This is a genomic window from Conexibacter sp. JCM 18997 (assembly GCF_055391915.1).
This window is the reverse complement of sequence record NZ_AP043885.1, coordinates 5,195,933-5,217,635: the sequence shown is the minus strand read 5'-3', so window position 1 is coordinate 5,217,635 and position 21,703 is coordinate 5,195,933. Positions and strand designations below refer to the sequence as shown.

Annotated in this window: 20 protein-coding genes and 1 pseudogene; 15 read left to right on the top strand and 6 right to left on the bottom strand. The window is 72.8% G+C overall.

What is annotated here, in order from left to right:
- Window positions 1–17: 17 nt before the first annotated feature.
- Together ACZ5UI_RS26160 and ACZ5UI_RS26155 are read right to left on the bottom strand one after the other, a co-directional pair.
- Window positions 18–422: a chemotaxis protein CheW gene (locus tag ACZ5UI_RS26160; protein ID WP_464192755.1), complete on the bottom strand. Its 405-nt coding sequence runs from the start codon at window positions 420–422 to the stop codon at window positions 18–20.
- Window positions 423–611: 189 nt separating this feature from the next.
- Window positions 612–995, bottom strand: a pseudogene (locus ACZ5UI_RS26155) (methyl-accepting chemotaxis protein); the annotation flags it as partial.
- An 882-nt stretch (window positions 996–1,877) separates the two neighbouring features.
- Here ACZ5UI_RS26155 and ACZ5UI_RS26150 point away from each other — a divergent pair.
- From ACZ5UI_RS26150 to ACZ5UI_RS26100, 11 genes are all read left to right on the top strand, one after another.
- Complete coding sequence (locus tag ACZ5UI_RS26150) at window positions 1,878–2,618, top strand: dihydrofolate reductase family protein (protein ID WP_464192753.1); 741 nt, start codon at window positions 1,878–1,880, stop codon at window positions 2,616–2,618.
- 8 nt (window positions 2,619–2,626) lie between these two features.
- Window positions 2,627–3,592, top strand: a complete 966-nt coding sequence (locus ACZ5UI_RS26145) for an ROK family protein (protein ID WP_464192751.1) — start codon at window positions 2,627–2,629, stop codon at window positions 3,590–3,592.
- A gap of 6 nt (window positions 3,593–3,598) precedes the next feature.
- Window positions 3,599–5,110 carry a glucose-6-phosphate dehydrogenase gene (gene zwf, locus ACZ5UI_RS26140; RefSeq protein WP_464192749.1) on the top strand — a complete coding sequence of 504 codons (1,512 nt, stop codon included), beginning with the start codon at window positions 3,599–3,601 and terminating at the stop codon, window positions 5,108–5,110.
- Window positions 5,095–6,168, top strand: coding sequence for a glucose-6-phosphate dehydrogenase assembly protein OpcA (locus tag ACZ5UI_RS26135; RefSeq protein WP_464192747.1), 1,074 nt, complete (start codon window positions 5,095–5,097; stop codon window positions 6,166–6,168). Before zwf ends, ACZ5UI_RS26135 begins: the two co-directional genes overlap by 16 nt.
- Window positions 6,169–6,229: 61 nt before the next feature.
- Window positions 6,230–8,158, top strand: a complete 1,929-nt coding sequence (locus tag ACZ5UI_RS26130) for a glycoside hydrolase family 15 protein (RefSeq protein ID WP_464197896.1) — start codon at window positions 6,230–6,232, stop codon at window positions 8,156–8,158.
- A complete protein-coding gene (gene pgl, locus ACZ5UI_RS26125; RefSeq protein WP_464192745.1) occupies window positions 8,155–8,853 on the top strand; it encodes a 6-phosphogluconolactonase in 699 nt (232 codons plus the stop codon). Before ACZ5UI_RS26130 ends, pgl begins: the two co-directional genes overlap by 4 nt.
- 66 nt (window positions 8,854–8,919) lie before the next feature.
- A complete protein-coding gene (locus tag ACZ5UI_RS26120; RefSeq protein WP_464192743.1) occupies window positions 8,920–9,681 on the top strand; it encodes a ubiquitin family protein in 762 nt (253 codons plus the stop codon).
- 11 nt (window positions 9,682–9,692) lie between these two features.
- Complete coding sequence (locus ACZ5UI_RS26115; RefSeq protein WP_464192741.1) at window positions 9,693–10,745, top strand: TolB-like translocation protein; 1,053 nt, start codon at window positions 9,693–9,695, stop codon at window positions 10,743–10,745.
- Window positions 10,746–10,791: 46 nt separating this feature from the next.
- Window positions 10,792–11,889, top strand: a complete 1,098-nt coding sequence (locus ACZ5UI_RS26110; protein WP_464192738.1) for an SUMF1/EgtB/PvdO family nonheme iron enzyme — start codon at window positions 10,792–10,794, stop codon at window positions 11,887–11,889.
- On the top strand, window positions 11,886–12,824 hold the full coding sequence (egtD, locus tag ACZ5UI_RS26105; protein WP_464192736.1) for an L-histidine N(alpha)-methyltransferase: 939 nt from the start codon (window positions 11,886–11,888) through the stop codon (window positions 12,822–12,824). The genes ACZ5UI_RS26110 and egtD overlap by 4 nt, the downstream gene beginning before the upstream one ends.
- A 98-nt stretch (window positions 12,825–12,922) precedes the next feature.
- The gene (locus ACZ5UI_RS26100) at window positions 12,923–13,684 is read left to right on the top strand and encodes an SDR family NAD(P)-dependent oxidoreductase (protein WP_464192734.1); all 762 of its coding nucleotides are present in this window, start codon (window positions 12,923–12,925) and stop codon (window positions 13,682–13,684) included.
- Window positions 13,685–13,731: 47 nt separating this feature from the next.
- Here the strand turns inward: ACZ5UI_RS26100 and ACZ5UI_RS26095 are convergent, their stop codons facing one another.
- Both ACZ5UI_RS26095 and ACZ5UI_RS26090 read right to left on the bottom strand, forming a co-directional pair.
- Window positions 13,732–14,127 (bottom strand): hypothetical protein, encoded by a 396-nt coding sequence (locus tag ACZ5UI_RS26095; RefSeq protein ID WP_464192732.1) that lies wholly within the window; start codon window positions 14,125–14,127, stop codon window positions 13,732–13,734.
- Window positions 14,124–15,614 carry an aminotransferase-like domain-containing protein gene (locus tag ACZ5UI_RS26090; protein WP_464192729.1) on the bottom strand — a complete coding sequence of 497 codons (1,491 nt, stop codon included), beginning with the start codon at window positions 15,612–15,614 and terminating at the stop codon, window positions 14,124–14,126. Before ACZ5UI_RS26090 ends, ACZ5UI_RS26095 begins: the two co-directional genes overlap by 4 nt.
- A gap of 73 nt (window positions 15,615–15,687) precedes the next feature.
- Between ACZ5UI_RS26090 and ACZ5UI_RS26085 the strand changes: the two genes are divergently transcribed.
- Window positions 15,688–16,002, top strand: coding sequence for a hypothetical protein (locus ACZ5UI_RS26085; RefSeq protein WP_464192727.1), 315 nt, complete (start codon window positions 15,688–15,690; stop codon window positions 16,000–16,002).
- A 192-nt stretch (window positions 16,003–16,194) separates the two neighbouring features.
- Complete coding sequence (locus tag ACZ5UI_RS26080) at window positions 16,195–17,118, top strand: LysR family transcriptional regulator (protein WP_464192725.1); 924 nt, start codon at window positions 16,195–16,197, stop codon at window positions 17,116–17,118.
- 4 nt (window positions 17,119–17,122) lie between these two features.
- Here the strand turns inward: ACZ5UI_RS26080 and ACZ5UI_RS26075 are convergent, their stop codons facing one another.
- Window positions 17,123–18,589: an FG-GAP-like repeat-containing protein gene (locus tag ACZ5UI_RS26075; protein WP_464192722.1), complete on the bottom strand. Its 1,467-nt coding sequence runs from the start codon at window positions 18,587–18,589 to the stop codon at window positions 17,123–17,125.
- Window positions 18,590–19,064: 475 nt separating this feature from the next.
- Complete coding sequence (aroF, locus tag ACZ5UI_RS26070) at window positions 19,065–20,087, bottom strand: 3-deoxy-7-phosphoheptulonate synthase (protein ID WP_464192720.1); 1,023 nt, start codon at window positions 20,085–20,087, stop codon at window positions 19,065–19,067.
- Between the two features lie 93 nt (window positions 20,088–20,180).
- Between aroF and ACZ5UI_RS26065 the strand changes: the two genes are divergently transcribed.
- Window positions 20,181–21,239, top strand: a complete 1,059-nt coding sequence (locus ACZ5UI_RS26065; RefSeq protein ID WP_464192718.1) for an amidohydrolase family protein — start codon at window positions 20,181–20,183, stop codon at window positions 21,237–21,239.
- On the top strand, window positions 21,236–21,694 hold the full coding sequence (locus tag ACZ5UI_RS26060) for a cysteine dioxygenase (RefSeq protein WP_464192715.1): 459 nt from the start codon (window positions 21,236–21,238) through the stop codon (window positions 21,692–21,694). Before ACZ5UI_RS26065 ends, ACZ5UI_RS26060 begins: the two co-directional genes overlap by 4 nt.
- The last annotated feature ends 9 nt before the right edge of the window (window positions 21,695–21,703 follow it).

Here is a 21,703-nt window from a genome sequence, read left to right as displayed (position 1 = left end):
CGCTCCGCCTTACCCGTTTACCCGTCGGCCGCTTCGGCCAGCGTGCGCAGGATCGCGCCCGCGTCCAGCACACCCACGAGCTCGCCGTCCAGGAGCGCGCGCCCCCGCATCCCGGCGGTCGCATCCGGCTCCAGCTCGCGCGGCAGCGGCTCGACGCCGAGGATCTCGTCGACGGTCAGCCCGGCGACGAACCCGTCCACGTCGGCCACCACGAGGAAGCGTCCGCCATCGCTGTCCTGCTCGAGCACGTCGCTGAGCTCGACGACCGGAAGCACGGCGCCCCGCAGGCTGCACACGCCGACGACGCCCGCGGGCGCGCCGGGCACCTTGGTCACCGGCTGGCGATCCTCGACCTCGCGCACGTCGCGTACGTCGAGCACGTAGCGGCCGGCGCCGACCCGGACGTGGACGCCGTCAGCCACGACCGTCTACTCCGCGGCGCGACGGCCGTTGCCGGAGTGCTCGACCTCCAGGCCGACCCGGCGCAGCGTGCGCTCGAGGCGCTCGACGAGCTTCTCGACCTGCTCGGTCGTCTCCAGGCGCCGCTCCTGCTCGGCGGCCAGCTGCTGGGCCGCGCTGCGGATCTCGGCCATCGCCTGAGAGACCTGGTCGGCGGCGTTGCGCTGCTGCTCGGTCGCGCGCAGCGTCGCCTCGAGCTCCTCGCCGGTCGAGTGCATCAGCTCGACGACCTCGGCCGCCTGCTTGGAACCGCGCTCGGTGGCCAGGATCGTCGCGTTGGTGTCGTCCTGCAGGGTGCTGATGATGCCCTTGATCGAGTCGGTCGAGCGCACGCTGCGCTCGGCCAGCTTGCGCACCTCGCTGGCCACGACCGCGAAGCCCTTGCCCGCCTCGCCGGCCCGCGCCGCCTCGATCGCCGCGTTCAGCGCGAGCAGGTTCGTCCGCTCGGCGATCTCGGTGATCAGCTGGAGGATCTCGCCGATCTGCTGGCCGCCGTGCCCGAGGTCCAGGGTGCGCTGGGCGATCGTCTCGACCTGCGCGCGCATGTCCTCCATCGTGTCGCTGGTCTGCGCCGCGGCGCTGGCGGTCGTCTGTGCGCCCGCCGCGATCGAGCGCGCGGTCGCGGTCATCTCCTCGATCGTCGCCGCGGTCTGGGCGATCGCCGCGGACTGCTGGCTGGTGGCGGCGGCCGCCTCCTGCGCGGCGGCCCGCATCTCCAGCGACGCCTCGGTCAGCGTCTTGGCCGTCTCGCGGATGCGGTGGAACAGGCGGGCCAGCAGGCGCACGACGTAGACCACCAGGACGCCCCCGACGACGAGCGCGATCAGGCCCAGGACGATCGTCCAGATCAGCGCCTGGTTGGCGGTGTCCTTGGCCTCGGCCCGAGAGGCGGTGACGAGCGCGTTCTGGGTGTCGCCGAAGCGCTGCACCGTGTCGGCGAAGTCCTGGACCGCCTGCTCGTAGGAGTCGACCGCGGCCTTCTCGTCGGGCTCGCCCTTGCGGGCCAGCGCCTGGTCGGCGGCGATCTTCAGCTTGTCCGAGGCCTCGGAGACGGCGTTGATCTGGCGCACGGTCTGCGCGGTCGGCGCGCCGGCGGTGCGCGCCTGGGCCTCCAGATCCTCGTAGTCGGACTCCAGCGCGGCCAGCGGCGAGGACTCCGGGCGGCCGTCGCGCAGCGCCTCGTCGGTCTCGTTGACGCGGGCCAGCAGGTTCTCGCGGATCTTCGTCAGCGCCCGCGACGTCTGGGCCTGCTTGTCGGCCACCGACCACTGATCGACGGCCGCGTCGTAGCGGGTCAGGGCGACCACGACGGTCGCCACCCACAGCACGCCGATGATGGCTGCAGTGATCGCTACGCGGAGCGCGGGTCCTCGAAGGGCCTTCACCGGGCCGAAACCTACCCGCTAGCTTCCCGCTCCATGACGGACCTGTTGCAGCTGCGACAGCTGCTGCCAGAGCCCGGAAGCGTGACGGCCGCGCAGGCCGCCGCGCATCTGACCGCTCGCGAGGTGCTCCTGCTGAACATGGTGACCTCCGCCGACGGCCATACGACGGTCGATGGCCGCAGCCGGGGAATCCGCGGCGGGCCGGGCGATCGCGCCCTGTTCCATGCGCTGCGCGCGCACGCCGACGTGATCCTCGTGGGCACCGCCACGATGCGCGCCGAGCGCTACGGCGCCTGGATCCGCGACGCCGACGTCGCGGCCATGCGCGCGCAGGCGGGGCTCGAGCGGCCGCCGGTGGGAGCGACGATCACGCGGCGGGGCGACGTGCCCTGGGACATCCCGCTGTTCGCGTCGGATGCCACGGTCGTCGTCTACAGCGGCGTGGACGTGACGCCGCCGCCCGAGGTGACCGCCGACGTGCAGGTCGTCGTCGTCGCGGACGCCGATCCGGCGGTCGTGGTCGCCGACCTGCGCGCCCGCGGGCTGCGCTCGATCCTGTGCGAGGGCGGCGCCACGCTGAACGCCGCGCTGCTGCGCGCGGGCCTGGTCGACGAGCTCGAGCTGGTCATCGCCCCCCAGGTCGTCGGCGGCACCAGCGCGCTGACCGCCGTGCACGGTCCGCTCGGCGTGGACGACGTCGCGCTGGAGCCGATCGACCTCCTCGAATCCCACCACGCGTTGATGGTCCGTTACCGCGTTGCGCCGGGCGTGTGATAGAGACCATGGCAGTGGCCCAACGCGTGATCGGGGTGGACGTCGGCGGCACCAAGGTGTCGATCGCCGTGCTGACCGGCGGAACCCTTGCGGAGCCGCATATCGAGCCGACCGACCTGACGTCGTCGGACGCGCTCATCGACCAGCTGGTCGACGGCATCCAGCGCGCCGAGGGCGCTGGCGAGCTGGCCGCGGTGGGCATCGGCGTCCCGTCGGTGATCGACTGGGACACGGGCACCGTGCGCTCCTCGGTGAACATCCCGCTGCAGGACGTCTCCCTGCGCCAGCGGCTGCGCGAGCGCCTCAACGTGCCCGTGTTCGTCGACAATGACGCGTCGGTCGCGGCGCTGGCCGAGGCCCACGAGCCCGACGGCAGCGTCATCCAGAACCTCGTGATGTTCACGATCGGCACCGGCGTCGGCGGCGGCATCGTCATCGACGGCCGCGTCTACCGCGGCGTCACCGGCGCCGCCCCGGAGCTGGGCCACATGATCATCGCCGCGCAGGAGTCGGCCGAGGGCGACGGGCGCTTCGCCCACGACGAGCGCTTCCCCCAGCCGGGGTCGCTGGAGTCGCTGGCCTCCGGCCGGGCGCTGGACCGCCTGGCCCGCGGCCGCGGGTTCGAGAGCGGCGTCGTGGCCGTGGAGGCGGCCAAGGACGGCGACGAGCGCGCGATCGAGGCCGTGGCCATCCTCGGGCACCGCCTGGGTCTGGGCATCGCCAACGCGATCAACCTGTTCGACCCCGAGGTCGTGGCCATCGGCGGCGGCGTCTCCGTGGCCGGGGATCTGCTGCTGCAGCCCGCGCTGCAGACCGCCAAGCGCTTCACCCTGCCCGGAGTGGGCACCTGCACACACGTACGCATCGCGCGCTCGGGTCCGCGCGCCGGCGTGCACGGAGCCGCGCTGCTGGCTCAGCAGGAGCTCCTGCTGGGCGAGCGGCCACGAACGACGATCCAGGAGACCACAGGATGACCCGCCATGACCCTGACTGACGACAACCCGCTCGTCGAAGGCCTGGAGCGCCTGCCCGTCGGCCCGACGACGATGACGATCTTCGGGGCCACCGGCGACCTGGCCCGGCGCAAGCTGCTGCCCGCGCTCTACAACCTGGCCCACGAGGGTGCGCTGCCGGAGCGCTTCAACCTGATCGGCGTCTCGCGCGGCGACGAGTCGACCGAGGACTACCGGGCCTGGGCCCGCGAGGCGATCAACGAGTTCAGCCGCCGCGCCCCGGACGCCAAGGTCCTCGAGGCGCTGCTGGCCAACGTCCGCTACGTCTCGGGCACGTTCGACGACCCGGAGACCTACGCGAAGCTGAAGGTCGAGATCGAGGCCTTCGACGCCGAGAACGACGCGCCGCTGAACCGCCTGTTCTACCTGTCCACGGCGCCCGGGTTCTTCCCGGTGATCGTCGAGCAGCTCGGGCTGGGCGGGCTGTCCTCGCACCCCGAGGCCGACGTGCGCGTGGTCATCGAGAAGCCGTTCGGCACCACGGGCGAGGAGGCGCGCGAGCTCAACCGCCGCGTGCTGGCCGTGTTCGAGGAGAGCCAGATCTTCCGCATCGACCACTACCTGGGCAAGGAGACGGTCCAGAACGTCCTGGCCTTCCGCTTCGCCAACGGGCTGTTCGAGCCGCTGTGGAACCGCAACTACATCGACCACGTCGAGATCACCGCGGCCGAAGAGGTGGGCATCGGCACGCGCGCCGGCTACTACGACACGGCGGGCGCGCTGCGCGACCTGGTGCAGAACCACATGCTCCAGCTGCTCTGCCTGCTGGCCATGGAGCCGCCGGTCACCTTCACCGCCGACGAGGTGCGCGACGAGAAGGTCAAGGTGCTGCGGGCGATCCAGCCGCCGGCGCCCGAGGCCACGGTGCGCGCCCAGTACACCGCGGGCACCGAGGGCGGCGAGACGGTCAAGGGCTACCTCGAGGAGGACGGCGTGCCGCCCGACTCGCAGACCGAGACCTACGCGGCGCTGCGTCTGGAGGTCGACAACTGGCGCTGGAACGGCGTGCCGTTCTACCTGCGCACCGGCAAGCACCTGGCCCGCAAGGTCACCGAGATCGCCGTGATCCTCAAGCCGGTCCCCCACCTCGCGTTCCAGACGGAGGGCTCGCTCGGCGTGCAGCCCAACCAGCTCGTGCTGACCGTGCAGCCCAACGAAGGCGTGTCGCTGTCGCTGGGCGCCAAGATCCCCGGCACGCGCATGCGCATCCGCCCGGTGCAGATGGAGTTCCTGTACGGCACGGCGTTCATGTCGCAGTCGCCCGAGGCCTACGAGCGCCTGATCACCGACGCCATGCGCGGCGACGCGACGCTGTTCACCCGCAACGACGAGGTCGAGGCGCAATGGCGCATCATCGACCCGGTGCTGCAGGCCTGGGCCGAGCGCGAGCCCGAGCTCGACACCTACGAGGCGGGCACCCAGGGCCCGCCGGCGGCGACGCGGATCATGGTCGAGGGCGACACGTGGCGCGCGATCTAGCCGACCAGACCTGGTTCGCCCGCGACACCACGCCGGCGGCCATCGAGCAGGCGCTGCGCGAGCTGCTGGTCCAGCGCCGCCACGGCGACATGGGCGTGGCGGTGCCGGCCCGGGTGCTCAACCTGATCGCGATCGTGGACCGCGACTGGCGCGGCGAGGTCGAGAACCGCCTGGAGCGCGTCGGGCGCTACCACGCCTCGCGCACGGTGCTGATCGCCGTCGAGCCGGGCCGCCGGACGATCGACGCCCGCGCGACCGTGATCACCGACGACGAGGGCCTGGCCGGCGAGTTCTCGACCACCCACGAGCACGTCGTCGTCGACATCGGCACCAAGCACGTCCAGCACCTGGCCACGATCATCGACCCGCTGGTGGTCACGGACCTGCCCACGATGCTGTGGGCGCCGCACGGCCACGCCGACGCGGTCGACGAGCTGCTCGGGCTGGCCCAGGTGGTGCTGCTGGACTCGGTCGACGAGCCCGACATCGAGGACGCGATCGGCCGGGCCCGCGCGCTGTCGGACCGCGCCTACGTCGTGGATCTGGCCTGGCTGCGCTCGACCCCGTGGCGCGAGCGCATCGCCGCCGCGTTCGACCCGCCGCCCTACCGCCCGCAGCTGGCCACGATCTCCAGCGTCGAGATCCGCCACCACCCCGACTCGGCCATCGCCGGCGTGCTGCTGATGGGCTGGCTGTCGTCGCGGCTGGGTTGGAAGCCCGGGGCGCTGGCCCGCCGCACGGACGGGTGCATGGAGTGCCGCGCCCGGACCCGCAAGGGCGAGGTGCGCATGACGCTGAAGCCGGCGCCCGAGCAGTCGGTGCGCGGCCTGGAGGGCCTGACCATCGAGACCGGCAACGGCACCGTGCTGTCGCTGGACCGCGGCACCGGCGGGCTGCTGGCCCGCCGCGCGAGCCGTCGCGGGGGCGAGCGCGAGTGGACGATCATGGGCGCGTCGCGCGGCGAGCCGGGCATCCTGGGCGAGGGCATTCGCCAGGCGCTGCTACGCGATCCGACCTACGGTCCAGCCCTGGACGCCGCTGCGCAGATGGTGGCCTGACCGCATCCGTCCTACTCTTGCCAACGTGAGCACGAGCGAGAGGACCCTCCGGGCCCAGCGCCTGGGCGACCACGTGGCGCCGCTGGGCAGCCCCTTCCCGCCGATCGCGGAGTACGCGTTCCTGAGCGATTGCGAGACCACCGCGCTCGTCGCGCCCAGTGGGGCGATCGAGTGGATGTGCCTGCCCCGCATGGACAGCCCGTCGATCTTCGGCGCGATGCTGGACCGCGACGCGGGCTCGTTCCGCCTCGGTCCCGCCGATACGACGGTGCCGGCCGCGCGCCGGTACCTGCCGGGCACGATGGTCCTGGAGACGACGTGGGGCACGCCGCTGGGCTGGCTGGTCGTGCGCGACCTGCTGCTGATCGGCCCGTGGCACCACGACAGCGAGCGTTCGCGCACGCACCGCCGCTCGCCCACCGACGACGACGCCGATCACGTCCTGCTGCGCACGATGCGCTGCGTCAACGGCTCGGTCGAGGTGCACCTGGACTGCCAGCCGCTGTACGACTACGGCCGCGTCCACGCCGCCTGGGAGTACGACGGGCCCGGCTACGGCTCGGCCGTGGCCACGTTCCCCGGTCACGACCTGCGCCTGCGCATGAGCACCGACCTGCGCCTCGGCTTCGAGGGCTCGCGCGTGCGGGCGCGCACGACGCTGCGCGACGGCGACACCGCGTTCGTGGCCCTGGCCTTCAGCGAGCACGGCGGTCCCGAGACCTACGAGGAGAGCTACGAGCGCCTCGTCCACACGGCCGACTTCTGGCACGAGTGGCTGTCCCACGGCGAGTTTCCCGACCACCCGTGGCGCACGTACCTGCAGCGGTCCGCGCTGACGCTGAAGGGCCTGACCTACTCGCCCACCGGCGCGATGATCGCCGCGGCCACCACGTCCCTGCCCGAGACGCCGGGCGGCGAGCGCAACTGGGACTACCGCTACAGCTGGATCCGCGACTCGACGTTCATGTTGTGGGGGCTGTACACGCTCGGCTTCGACTGGGAGGCCAACGACTTCTTCTACTTCATCGCCGACGCCGCGGAACGTGATCCGGACATCCAGATCATGTACGGCATCGGCGGCGAGACCGAGCTGCAGGAGCACGTGCTGGAGCACCTGCATGGCTACGACGGGGCCAAGCCGGTGCGCATCGGCAACGGCGCCTACGACCAGGATCAGCACGACGTGTGGGGCGCGATGCTCGACTCGATCTTCCTGCACACCAAGTCGCGCGACCACCTGGCCGAGTCGCGCTGGCCGATCATCTGCCGCCTGGTCGAGAAGGCGATCGAGCGCCACGGCGAGGCCGACCGCGGCATCTGGGAGGTGCGCGGCGAGCCCAAGCACTTCGTCTCCAGCAAGGTCATGTGCTGGGTGGCGATGGACCGCGGCGCGCGCCTGGCCGCGCTGCGTGAGGACGAGGAGATGCACGCGCGCTGGCGTCAGGCGGCCGACGACCTGCACGCCGACATCTGCGCCAACGGCGTCGACGAGCGCGGCGTCTTCACCCAGCACTACGAGACCGACGCGCTGGACGCCTCGGCGCTGCTGATGCCGCTCCTGCGCTTCCTGCCGCCGGAGGACCCGCGCATCCAGGCCACCGTCCTGGCCATCGCCGAGGAGCTGACAGTCGACGGCCTGGTGCTCCGCTACAAGGTCGAGGAAACCGACGACGGGCTGTCGGGCGAGGAGGGCACGTTCACGATCTGCTCGTTCTGGCTGGTGTCGGCGCTGAGCGAGATCGGCGAGCACCAGCGGGCGCGTGAGCTGTGCGAGAAGCTGCTCGGCTACGCCTCGTCGCTGCACCTGTACGCCGAGGAGATCGACCCGCGCTCGGGCCGCCACCTGGGCAACTTCCCGCAGGCGTTCACCCACCTGGCGCTGATCAACGCGGTCATGCACGTGATCCGCGCCGAGGAGGAGATGCGCGAGGCGCAGCCGACGCTGTCGGCCGCCCGCGAGGACGAGTTCGAGTCGGAGGGGACGCTGTGAAGCTGACCAGGCTGGACGACAAGGAGGCCGTCGCCGCCTACGCCGCCCGCGCGGTGGCCGACGCGGTCAACGCGACCCGCGAGCCGTTCCACCTGGCGCTGGCCGGCGGCACGACTCCCGAGCGGGCCCACGAGCTGCTGGCGCCGCTGGTCGACGACTGGGCCCACGTCCACATCTGGATCAGCGACGAGCGCGCGGTCGGGCCCGAGGACGACGACGCCAACTGGAAGATGGTCCGCACGTCGCTGCTGGACCGCATCACGATCCCGGCCGAGAACCTCCACCGCGTGCTGGGCGAGGAAGGCGCGGACGTCGCCGCCGCCTACTACGACGCCGAGGTGCGCGGCGTCGTTCCGGCCGGCCCCGACGGCCTGCCCCGCTTCGACCTGATCATGGCCGGCATGGGCCCCGACGGCCACACGCTGTCGCTGTTCCCCGGCCACGACGAGCTCGACATCACCGACGTGCTCGTGGCCGGCCTGCACGACTCGCCCAAGCCGCCGCCGCACCGCATCACCTTCACGCTGCCGCTCGTCTACGCGTCGCCCCGCGTGATGCTGCTGGTCGCGGGCGCCGACAAGGCCGACGCGCTGTCGCGGGTGCTGGCGGGCCCGGACAAGGCGACGCCCGCCTCGATGCTCGACGGTGCCGGGACGCTGGAAGTCGTCGCGTCGGCCGACGCGCTGACCGACTGACGGCGGCAAGCCGGCGGCAAGCGCTGGCAAGGGGGCGACAAGCGTCCGGCGACATCGTTGCCGGCCATGAACACGAACCTCCTCCGGGCGGCGCTCGCCGTCGCCCTCACCACGATCTGCGCGGCGGCCGCCACCGCACCGGCCTCGGCGGCCGACATGCGCTACTCGGTCGACGTCACCGGCATCCAGGTGACCGACTGGAGCTACCAGTCCGAGGTCTACCCCGACGAGCTGACCGGCTGGTCGAAGAACTGGGGCACCCAGACGCTCGGGTTCAGCACGCCGACGAAGTACGTCTTCGAGGCGTTCACGCTCCCTGAGTCGATCCCGGGCGCGCCCAGCTGGATCCTCCAGGGGCCGCTGAACCAGCCCAAGGTCAAGGCCACCGTCAGCCGCAAGGCGACGGTCACCCACAAGGACGGGCTCCCCGTGTGCGAGGGCAGCAACCTCGACCCCGAGTGCCTGTTCGTGCCGCTCCCGGGCAGCACGAAGCAGACCGGCTGCGGCCGCAAGACGCCACGCATGGGCGTGACCTTCGACCTCCCCGACAAGCTGGCCGGCGCGATCGTCGTCGAGCCCGCCGTGATCGGCACGTTCGAGTACGCCAAGTGCGCGCCCGACCACGACGCGCTGGTCGAGACCGACCAGCTCGAGGCGACCTTCGCCGGCTCGCTGAAGAAGTGGCGGGCCCTGCGCGTCGGCCAGACGCTGAAGCTCCGCCACGAGGCGCAGAGCACGCCCGGCTGCCCGCTGCCCAGCCCCGCCCGCAACCAGCTCGACACGTGCGTCGTCACCGACATCACGGTCGAGATCACCCGCACCCGTTGAGGAACCATCCGATGCGACTCACCACCCTCGCGGCGGCCGCGCTCGGCTGCCTGGTGATCGCCGCGCCCGCCAGCGCGGACTCGATCGCCTACGTCAAGTCCGGCAACGTCTTCAAGGCGACGCCCGACGGCACACGCCAGGTCCAGCTGACCACCGGCGGCGGCGCGTTCAGCGTCTCCCAGGCCGACAACGGCGCGATGGTCGCGCTGACCGGTCGCGAGACGCTCGCGCGGCTCGCGCCGGACGGCAAGGTCCTGGGCGAGATCCCCACCTACGTCAGCGACGGCCAGAAGACCGGGACGGGCGTCGACACGTTCGGCGGCCCCTTCGATCCGCAGCTCTCACCCGATGGCAGCAAGGTCGCCTTCGAGTGGTACAACACGACCTACGGCGCCTCCACCGGCTGCACCGAGTCGTCGTTCCCGCCCTGTTACACCTACCGCTCGAGCAAGGGCGTCGGCATCACCTACGCCGACCGCTACACCGCTCCCCAGGAGTTCGGGCTGCTGACCGGCTGGAGCTACCCGCAGTGGCTGGACGGCGCCACGCTGATGCGCTCGTTCGCGGGCGTCGGCTTCAACGAGGACGCCGTCTTCAACACGCTGACGCCGGGCACCGACAACAACACCGGTGACCTGCGCCGCTGGTTCCACGACACCGAGGCGCGCGACATGGTCGACATGCAGCTCTCGCCCGACCGCTCCTCGGTGGTCGGCGTGGGCGGCGACAGCGACGAGCTGCTGCGCTTCTACCGGGTCCTGGAGGACCCGCTGGCCCGCGACGGCGGGTCGGTCGAGCGTTGCTGGCAGCTGACCGATCCGGCCGGGGGCGCGTTCAAGGACCCGACCTACAGCCCGGACGGCACCCGCGTGGCCTACGCCGACGCCGACGGGGTCCACGTGGTGGTCCTGGGCGATACGCGTTCCGGCTGCCCGCACGACCTCGCTCCGTCCCTGCTGATCGCGGGCGCCAGCTCCCCCGACTGGGGCCCGGCCGACGTCCCGGCGGCCAAGCAGAAGAAGGCCAAGGCCAAGCGGCCGCGCGCCGGGAAGCGGCACGGCTGACGCAGTCCGGCAAGCCCGCCCGGGCCGTTCTGTACCGTTGAAGCGGATGGCCGACCTCGCGGGAGCCCGGGTGGGAATGCTGGAAGCGCTGGAGGAGGCTCGGCGTCGGACGTACGCGCTGGTCGCCCACCTCGACGCCGACCAGCGCGAGCGCGTGATCGACCCGATCATGTCGCCGATCGCCTGGGACCTCGGCCACATCGGCGCCTACGAGGACCTGTGGATCGCCCATCGCGTCGGCGGGCTGCCGCTGCTGCGCGAGGACCTGGCCGCGCTGTACGACGCGTTCGAGACGCCGCGTGCCGTGCGCGGCGACCTGGAGTTCCTGCGCGGCGACGAGCTGGACGCCTACCTGGCCGAGGTGCGCGAGCGCACGATCGCGGTGACCGAGGAGCACGGCGCCGGGGACCTGCACGAGCTGGTCCTGCGCCACGAGCTCCAGCACACCGAGACGATGCTGCAGGCGATGGCGCTCGGCGGGCTGCTGCCCGTCGGCGTCGGCGTCCCGGACGCGGTCCCGGCGGGCGACGAATGGGTGTCGGTGGCCGGCGGTCCGACCGTGCTCGGCGCGGACGCCGACGGCTTCGCCTACGACAACGAGCGGCCCCGGCACACCGTCGAGATCGCGCCCTTCCGGATCGCCAGGCGCCCGGTGACCAACGCGACCTGGCTGACCTTCACCGAGGGCGGCGGCTACGAGCGTCGGCCGTGGTGGTCGCACGAGTCGTGGATGTGGAAGGAGGAGTACGACATCGGCGACTGTCCGAGCTCGGTCCGCACCGGGGATCCGGACGCACCCGTCGTCCACATCTCCTGGTTCGAGGCCGACGCCTTCGCTCGCTGGGCCGGTGCGCGCTTGCCGACCGAGGCCGAGTGGGAGAAGGCGGCGACCTGGAACCAGGTCCAGGGTGTCGGGCAGGTCTGGGAGTGGACCGCGTCGCCCTTCCTCGCCTACCCGGGCTTTGCGCCCTACCCGTACCGCGAGTACTCCGAGCCGTTCTTCGGCGACCGCTACCGCGTGCTGCGCGGCGGCTCGTGCGCCACCCATCCCCGCGTCGTCTCGGCGACGTTCCGCAACTGGGACCTGCCGCAACGGCGGCAGCTGTTCGCAGGCCTACGACTGGCGAAGGACGACGACGCATGAGCGCACTCGACATCCACACGTCGGAGCAGCGCTCGCTGGCCGACGACGTTCTCGACGGGCTCACGCGGCCGTTCAAGGAGCTGCCGCCCAAGCACTTCTACGACACGCGCGGCAGCGAGCTGTTCGAGGAGATCTGCGCCCAGCCCGAGTACTACCCGACGCGCACCGAGCTGGCCATCCTCGAGGCCCGCGCCGGCGAGCTGATGGACGGCGTCGACGAGCTGGTCGAGCTCGGCTCGGGCGCCACGACGAAGGCGCGGCTGCTGCTGGCCGGGTCCAACGCGCAGCGCTACATCCCGGTGGACGTGTCGGAGAGCGTCGTGCGCGCGGCCGGCGACGAGCTGGCCGACCTGGGCGTCGACGTGCACGGCGTGGTCGGGGATGTCGAGCGCCACCTGGATCGGCTACCGGCGCCCACGGGCCGCCGCGCCGTCGCCTTCCTGGGCGGTACGATCGGCAACTTCCCTCCGGGCTCGCGGCGGCGATTCCTGCGCACGGTCGGCCAGCTGCTCGCGCCCGGCGACCGCCTGCTGCTGGGCACCGATCTGGTCAAGGACCCGACGATCATCGAAGCGGCCTACAACGACGCGGCCGGTGTGACGGCCGAGTTCAACCGCAACGTGCTCGCCGTGGTCAACCGCGAGCTGGGCGCCGACTTCGACCTGGACGCCTTCGAGCACGTCGCCTTCTTCGACCGCTCGCGCCAGTGGATCGAGATGCGCCTGCGCGCGCTGACGCCCCAGCGCGTGAACATCACCGCGCTGGATCTGGGCGTCGACTTCGCCCACCGCGAGGAGCTGCGCACGGAGATCAGCGCGAAGTTCACGCCCAAGCGCATCGCCGCCGACCTGGCCGCCGCGGGCCTGCAGCTCGAGGCGCTGGTCACCGACCCGCGCGAGTGGTTCGCGGTGTCGGTCGCCACCAAGCCCGGCTAGCGCGAGCGCACCGGCGCGAGCCGTTGTCCGCTCGAGCCCGGATACCGGGTCGGATCGGACAACGGCGACACGACGCGCGGCGCTAAGGTGCCGCGCCAATGCAGATCGACGGCTGTGGAGCACTGGTGGTGGGCGGGGCCTCGGGCCTCGGAGCGGCGACCGCGCGGGCGCTGTCCGAACGCGGCGCGCGCGTCGTCATCGCCGACGTCAACGAGACCAGGGGCCGCGCGCTGGCCAACGAGCTGGCCGCCTCCTACGTGACGGCGGACGTCACCCAGGCCGACCAGCTCGAAGCGGCGGTCAGCGCCGCGGCGGGCGCGCCGGGCGGGCTGCGCATCTCGGTGCACTGCGCGGGGATCGGCTGGGCCGAGCGCACGATCACCCAGCGCGGACCGCATCCGATCGAGCCGTTCGCCAACGTGATCGCGGTCAACCTGATCGGCACCTTCAACGCGCTGCGCCTGGCGGCGGCGGCCATGAGCGCCAACGAGCCCGACGCCAACGGCGAGCGCGGCGTGTGCGTCAACACCGCGTCGATCGCCGCCTACGACGGGCAGATCGGCCAGGCCGCCTACGCCGCCTCCAAGGGCGGCGTCGTCGGGATGACCCTGCCGGTCGCGCGCGACCTGGCCCGCTTCGGCATCCGCGTCTGCACGATCGCCCCGGGTCTGTTCGACACGCCGCTGCTGGCCGGGCTGCCCGAGGACGCGCGCGAGGCGCTGGGCCGGTCGATCCCCTTCCCGCCGCGGCTGGGCGATCCGGCCGAGTTCGGCGCGCTGGCCAGCCACATCGTCGAGAACGCGATGCTCAACGGCGAGGTCATCCGGCTCGACGGCGCGCTGCGCATGGCGCCGCGGTAAACCCACGGGGGCCCGTCGCCTGGCGGCAGCGGTCACAATGCCCACCGTCAGCGGCCGCGGCCCGCCAGCGACACCCCTAGAGCTCCGAAAGCCACGTGGTCCGCGAGCTGCGGGCCGACCGGCAACGCGCGGATCGCCGGGATCCGCCGGCCGATGACGCCGAGGTCCAGCGCGGCGATGACCAGGCCGGCGACCGCGCCCGTCCACACCCGGCCGCGGGCGGGCAGGACACGGTCGAGCACCACCGTCCAGCCCAGCGAGATGGCCAGATGCACCGGCACCGCCGCGGCCAGCCGGGCGCCCTTGGACGCGTCCTCCCCGACGACGATCGCTCCGGCGGCCAGCGCCGCCTCGAGCGGATCGCGTCCAGTGGCCAGCGCGTAGGCGGTCGACGGCGCGCCTGAGAGCGTCGCGGCCAGCAGCCCGGCGCGCAGCACGCTCACGACAGCGCGGCGATCCCCGGACGGGCGGCGCGCGCGCGGACGGCGCGGATCGCCACCCCGAGACGGCGCACGCCCTCGTCGGCCTCCTCGGAGTCCAGGCGCGCATAGGAGATGCGCATCGCGCCGCTCCCGCCGGCCTCGGCCTCCATCGCGCTGCCGGGCAGGAAGGTCACGCCGCAGCGGATCGCCTCGCTGAGCAGCGCGCGCTCGTCGATCGGGCGGCGGAACGTCAGCCACAGGTGGTGGCCGCCGACCGGCGTGCGCACCCGCACCTCGTCGCCCAGCCGGGTGCGCACGCTCTCCAGCAGCGCATCGCGGCGGGCGCGGTAGATCGGGTTGCCGTCCTCGACCAGCCGCTCGTGCGCGCCGCTGGCCAGCCACCGGTGCGCGACGTGCTGCACGAGGCTCGACGTATGCGTGTCGGAGTGCAGCTTCAGCCAGCTCAGACGCTGACGGACCGGGCCGCTGGCCGCGATCCACCCCAGCCGCAGGCCGCCGCCGATCGTCTTGGAGAGCGAATCGACGTAGATCACGTGGTCGGGCTGCTGCTGGCGCAGGCGCGGGCGCTGCGGTCCGTCGAAGCGGACGGTCGCGTAGACGCCGTCCTCGAGCACGAAGAACGACCGTTCGCGGGCCAGCTCCATCAGGCGCGCCGCGCGAGCCGGCGACATGTCCTGGCCGGTCGGGTTCTGGCAGCCCGACTGGATCGCCACCAGCTTGACCTCGTGCCGCGCGAGGATCCGCTCGAGCGCGTCGATGTCCATCCCGTCCTCGTCGACGGGCACGCCGATCACCCGCGCGCCGGTGACCTGCAGCGAGCTGAGGATGCCGATGAACGTGGGCGACTCGCACACGACGACGTCGCCGGGCGCGACGACCGAGCGGCAGACCAGATCGATCGCCTGGCGGGCGCCGGAGGTGACGAGGATCTCGTCGGCGCTCTGGGCGAAGCCGAGCTCGCGGCCGCGCTCGGCGATGTCCTCGCGCAGCTCGGCCAGCCCGTCGGGATCGAGGTAGGCCAGCGCCTCCCCGCCCAGGTCGTCGAGCACGTCCTGCGCGATCGCCCCGAGCTCGGTGGCCGGGAAGACGGCGGGATCCGGCGCGCCGGTGGCCAGCGACACGATGCCCGGGTCGGCCGGGATCATGTACGTCGAGAGGAACATCTCGTTGGAGAACGAGGAGCGCAGCTCGGGCAGCACGGCGGTCTGCCAGTCGATCGGGTCGCGGTCGTCGGCGTCGGGCGCCGGGGGCGGGACCGAGCGCACGAACGTGCCGCGCCCGACCGCTGAGGTCACGTAGCCCAGCTCGGCCAGGCGGCGGTAGACGCGCACCGCGGTCAGGTGGTTGATCGACGCCTGCTCGGCGAGCGCCCGCGTGGTCGGCAGCTTCTCACCGGGCCCGAGGTCGCCCGCGTCGATCGCCTCGCGCAGGCGGTCGACCAGCTGGCTGGTGATCGACGCGCTCGAGTCGCGATCGATGTCATTCAAGTTCAAGTTGTAGGACATTGAATTACGTCTTTCGGGCTTGCATTCTGCTCTTGCGACCAACAGGAGTCAACCAATGTCCCACAAGTATCCCACCACCGACGTGACCATCCGCTACGCCTTCCCCGACGACGCACCGGCCGTCGCGGCGCTCGCCGCCGTCGACTCGCAGGTCGTCCCGGAGGGTGTGCTGCTGGTGGCCGAGGTCGGCGGCGAGCTGTGGGCGGCGGTTTCCCTGACGTCCAAGGGATCGATCGCCGACCCGTTCCGCCCGACCGCCGATGTGCGCGCGCTGCTCGTGGCCCGCGCCCGCCAGCTGCGCAAGGCCGACCGGGTCGAGTCGCTGTTCGAGCCCGCGGCCTGGTTGCGAGCGGCCCTGCCCGGTCGCTGAGGAATCCCGCGCATGCCGCCGGCGGCGGCACCGGGTGAGCGGACGTCCTGCCCCAACCTCCAGTCGGGCCGGGCCTTCCAAATCCGCTCGCCCGGTGCGGCCGCCGGCGGCTCCAGCGATCAGGCAGGCTGATCGCTGGACGCGCGAACTCGTCTTCGACTTCTCAATCGACCCGCGTCATCATCAACTCCCATGGAGCTCCGGCACCTGCGCACCCTCGAAGCGATCGCCCGCCACGGCAGCTTCACCCGCGCCGCCGAGGAGCTGCATCTGGCGCAGTCGGCGCTGTCCCAGCAGATCCGCCGCCTGGAAGGCGAGCTCGGCGTGGAGGTGCTGCGCCGGACCAGCCGCACCGTGACGGTCACCCCGGCCGGCGAGGTCGTGCTCGACTACGCGCGCCGGGCCCTGGCCGAGGTCGACGGCCTGCAGTCCGAGCTGCAGCAGCTGACCGGTGTGCTGTCGGGGCGCGTCTCGATCGGCGGCATGTGGCCGACCGGCAACTTCCGCCTCCCCTGGGTGATGGGGGAGTTCCACGAGCGCCATCCGGGCGTCGAGATCCACATGATCGAGGACACCGCCGACCGGATGCTCGACATGCTGCGCACCGACGAGCTCGATCTGGCCTTCGCCTCCGTGGACCCGGACCGGCTGGGCGACGAGTTCGCCGCGACGATCCTCTTCCAGGAGCAGCTCTTCGTGGCCGTCGCGCCCGACCACGCGTTCGCCGCACGCGACCACGTCACGTTCGACGAGCTCGCGGGGCAGACGCTGATCGCCTACCGCGACGGCTCCGAGCTGCGCCGTCGCCTGGAGTGGGCCATGGGCGAGAGCGGCCACACGCCGAAGAACGCCTTCTACTGCACCGAGATGGGCGCGGTCCGCGCGCTGGCCAGCCATGGCCTCGGCGTCGCCGTGCTCCCCCAGTCGATCGTCGCCGAGGAGGGCCCGCCGATCGTCGGCGTCCCGATCGGGCCCAAGCCGCTGACCTGGCCGGTGGCCATCGTGTGGCGCGCGGCCCGGCGCCAGCCGCCCGCGGCCAAGGCGTTCCTCGGACTCACGCTCGAGGCCGCGCGCGGCGACAGCGCCGACGTGTCGGCGACCCTGAAGGTGGCGTAGGCCGCTACCGCTTCGCCGACCGCGTCCGGACCGAGACCTTCGTGTCCTCGGCGTGGCGCGTCCCGGCGCGCAGCGTCTGACGCACCACCCGGGGCGTCTTGGCCCCGCGACGGGAGGTCACGTGGCGCACGCTGCCCAGCCGGCAGCCCGCCGCCTCCAGCAGGGTGCGGGCGCCGCCGGTGGTGCGCCCGTGCAGGTCGGGCACGACGCAGGCGCGCGCCGCCGGGGTGGCCACCGGCGGCGTGGTGGCCGGCGGCTGGGTGGTGACCGGCGGCGCCACGGGGGCGGTCGGCGCGGCGGGCGGCGCGGACGGGAGGAAGGGCCAGTTCAGCGCGACCGACACCGTGCCGCCGTCGTAGTCGGCGGTGACCAGGTCGGGCAGGCCGTCGGCCAGGAAGTCGCCCGCGGCCACGGACATGGGGCGCGGTCCGGTGGCGACCGGCGAGCCCGGGGCCGGCGTGAACGTCGCGTTGCCGCTGCCCAGCAGCACCGAGATGGAGTTGTCGTCCTGGTTGACCACCGCGAGGTCCGCAATCCCGTTGGCGTCGAAGTCCGCGGTGATCGTGGCGAAGGGGCTGTTGCCGACCACCGTCGGCGGGCCGGGCGCGGGCGTGAAGGCGCCGTTCCCGTCCCCGAGCATGACCGTGATCGTCCCGTCGCCGACGTCGGCGATCGCGATGTCCGCGTCGGCGTCGCGGTCGTAGTCGGCGACCGCCACGGCGGCGGGGAAGCTGCCGCCGTAGCTCAGCGGCGAGCCGGGCGTCGCGGTGAAGCCGCCGGCGTTGTCGCCGAGCAGCACCTTGACGCCGCCGGTCGGGAACCCGGCGACCACCGCGTCCGGCTTGCTGTCCGCGTCGAAGTCGGCCAACACGGCGGTGATCGGGGTGCCGCCGGTGGCGATCGGCGAGGCGCTGGACGGCGTGAACTGACCGTCTCCGTCACCGAGCAGAACCCGCATGTCGCCGTCGCCGTACTCGGGCACCAGCAGGTCCAGCGTCGGGCCCGTGTCGACCCGTCCGAGCGTGAGCTTGTAGGGCAGGTTGCCCACCGCGATCGGGGAACCGGCGGCCTGCGTGAACTGGCCCGTCCCGTCGCCGAGCAGCACGGTCAGCGTGTTGGCGTTCTGGTTGGCGGTCACCAGGTCCAGGTTCCCGTCGCCGTCGAGGTCGCCGGCCACGATCGCCCCGGGGCCGTCACCGACCGCGATCGGCCCAACCGGCGAGGCGCTGAAGCGGCCCAGGCCGTCGCCGAGCAGGATCCGCACGGCATCGCTGTCGTGATCGGCCACCGCCAGGTCAGCGCGCCCATCGGCGTTGACATCGCCCACGGCGACGTCCAGCGGCGCCAGCCCGGCGGCGATCGGCGAGCCGGGCGCCGGGACGAACGGCAGCGCCGCGGCCGGTGCGGCGCCGATCGCGAAGGTCAGCGACGTCAGTACAGCGGCAGCGATCCCTGCTCGGCCCAGTTCCATGGGCGGCAGCCTTCCAGATTCCTGACCATCGCGCTCCGGAGCTATCCGCGACGCGGCTTGGCGCGCATGAGGCCCACGAGCTTGGGCACGACGCACTGGACGGCCGGCGCGCTGGGTGCGGTCGGCGCCGCCGGCGCGGGGCTGAGCTGGAGGATGAACGGCGGATCGCCGGCGTTCTCCGCCAGTGGCCGTGACGGCGCGAACGAACGGCGGGCAGCGAAGACAGCCCGGCTCGGACCGCCGCGCCGAGCACGCGGCGAGTCGGTTCGCTTTTCGGACCCTGACGTGATCGACCTTATGCGCGCTATACGACGTTAAGGTCGAACACGTCGCCCCTTTTCGCCGCGCGGCCCGCGGCGCGCGGACGACCCACGCGCCATCGCTGCCCGTCGTTCGCCGGCGCCGACGCCACCGCCCACGACTGCGCCGCGGGGGCGCGAACGAAAGGCGGGCAGCGAAGGGCGTCGCCCCGGACCTAGGCCAGCCGCTTGCCCAGCAGCCGCGCGTGCGCGGCCACGTCCGCCGCGAACGACGGGAAGTCGCTGACCGACAGCGCCTGCGGGCCGTCGCAGAGGGCGACCTCGGGGTCCTCGTGGACCTCGACGATGATTCCGTCGGCGCCGACGGCCGCGGCCGCGCGAGCCAAGGGCTCGACGAGGCGGCGGTCGCCCGCGGCGTGCGAGGGATCGACGATCACCGGCAGGTGGGTGTGGAGCTTGAGCCAGGGAACGGCGCCGAGGTCCAGCGTGAAGCGGGTCGCGGTCTCGAAGGTGCGGATCCCGCGCTCGCACAGGACGACCTCGGCGGTGCCCTCCTTGAGGACATAGTCAGCGGCCATCAGCAGCTCCTCCAGCGAGGAGGACAGGCCGCGCTTGAGCAGCACCGGCTTGCCGAGCTTGCCGGCGACCTCCAGCAGCGCGTAGTTCTGCATGTTGCGGGCGCCGATCTGCACCACGTCGGCGTACTCGGCGATCGCGTCGGCGTGCTGGCTGTCGAGGAACTCGGTGACCACCGGCAGGCCGGTCTCCTCGCGCACCTGGGCGAGGATCTCCAGCGCCGGCACGCCCAACCCCTTGAAGGCGAACGGCGACGTGCGTGGCTTGAAGGCGCCGCCGCGCAGCAGCGACGCGCCCGCGGCCTTGACCGCCCGGGCCACCGTCAGCGTCCCCTCCAGCGACTCGACGGTGCACGGTCCGGCGATCAGCGCGAACGTCTCCCCGCCGCCGATCACCCGGCCGGCCACCGCGAACGAGGTGGGCGCGTGGTCGTGCAGCTCCGAGGAGGCCAGCTTGTAGGGACGGGAGATCGGCACGACGCGATCGACGCCGCGCATCCCCTCCAGGCCCAGCTCGCGGACGCCCTCGGGATCGCCGATCGCCCCGATCGCCGTGGTCAGCTCGCCCGGCATGGTCAGCACGTGGACGCCCGTCGTCTCCAACCGCGCGACGACGGCGGCGATGTCGGCCGGCGAGGCCTGCGGTGACATGACGACCATCACGACAGCGCAAGCATCGCACGCGCGATCAGGCGGCGACGACCTCGCGCAGCGTGCCGTCGTGCACGTCGTCGATGTCCGGGAAGCCTCGGGTGGATGAGCGCGAGCTCCTCGGTGCCGAGCAGCCGCGGCGAGATCAAGAGCGAGCGGAGCGCGTCGGTCACGATCCTGGTGGACCCTCTCCTGTCGATAAAGCCTACAGAATTAGTGTACTTTATGACCCGCATGCCCCGCACCGACGTCCACCAGCACCTCTGGAGCCCCGCGCTGATCGACGCGCTGGCCGCGCGCACGAGCGTGCCGCGCGTGCGCCCCGACGGTCACGGGTACGCGCTGGAGCTCGCCGGAGAGCCGCTGTCGATCGTGCCGGCCGACGATCCCGGCCGGCGCGCCGAGCTCGTCCACGCCGACGGCCTGGACCGCGCGATCGTCGCGCTGTCGACCGCGCTGGGCATCGAGACGCTCCCCGCCGACGAGGCCGCGCCGGTGCTCGCGGCCTGGGAGGCGACCGCCGACGACCTGCCCCGCGAGCTGGACACCTGGACCGCGGCCAGCCTGACCGGGAACCTGGCCGACGAGGCGGTCGCGCTGGAGCGCCGGCTGGACCGATCCGCCGGCCTGTGCCTGCCCGCCGTCGCGCTGGCCACCCCCGCCGCGGTCGAGCAGCTCGCGCCCCTGCTGGCCGCGCTCGAGCGCGCCGGCCGCCCGCTCTTCGTCCATCCCGGACCGGCCGCCGCCCACGCCGGCGCCCCGGCGTGGTGGCCCGCGCTGACCGACTACGTGGCCCAACAGCAGGCCGCCTGGCTGGCCTTCGCGGTGGCCGGCCGCCCCAACCACCCGCGCCTGCACGTGGTCTTCGCCGCGCTGGCCGGGCTGGCGCCGCTGCAGGCCGAGCGCCTGGAGGCCCGGGGCGGCCCCGCGGCCGCGGCGCTGGCCGACGACCGCGTCTTCTACGAGACCTCCTCCTACGGCGCCCGCGCGATCTCGGCGATGACGCTCGCCGTCGGCCTGCGCCGCCTCGTACACGGCTCCGACCGGCCGGTCGTCGAGCCGTCGCCGGCCGCCGGCCCCGAGCTGGGCGCCGTGGCCTGGCAGGCCCTGTCCCGTGACAACCCCGCGCGGCTGCTCGCGCCCGACCCCTCACCGGTGCCATGACCGATCCCCTCGCCCTCGCCCGTGACTACGCCCAGCGCCCCGAGCTGTGGCAGCACCTCGTGCAGCACGACCCCGACCGCCGCACGTTCGAGCTGCTGCGCGACGACGACGAGGTCACCGCCTGGGTCATCTGCTGGAGCGAGGACACCGACACCGGCTACCACGACCACGACGGCTCGGCCGGCGCGGTCGCCGTGGTCGGCGGCCAGGTGATCGAGGAGCGGCTGCGGATCGGCGACGGCCCGTCCCAGCGCGTGGCCGGAACCGGCGACGCGTTCGCGTTCCACGGCGCGGACATCCACCGCGTCCGCCACGCCGGCGGCGTGCCCGCGGTGACCATCCACGTCTACTCGCCGCCGCTGCGCCGCCAGGGCGCCTACGCGATCGGCGCCGACGGCACGCTCACGCGCCTGGTGCTCTCAGAGACCGAGGAGCTGCGTCCGCTGGAGTCATAACCTTCGGGG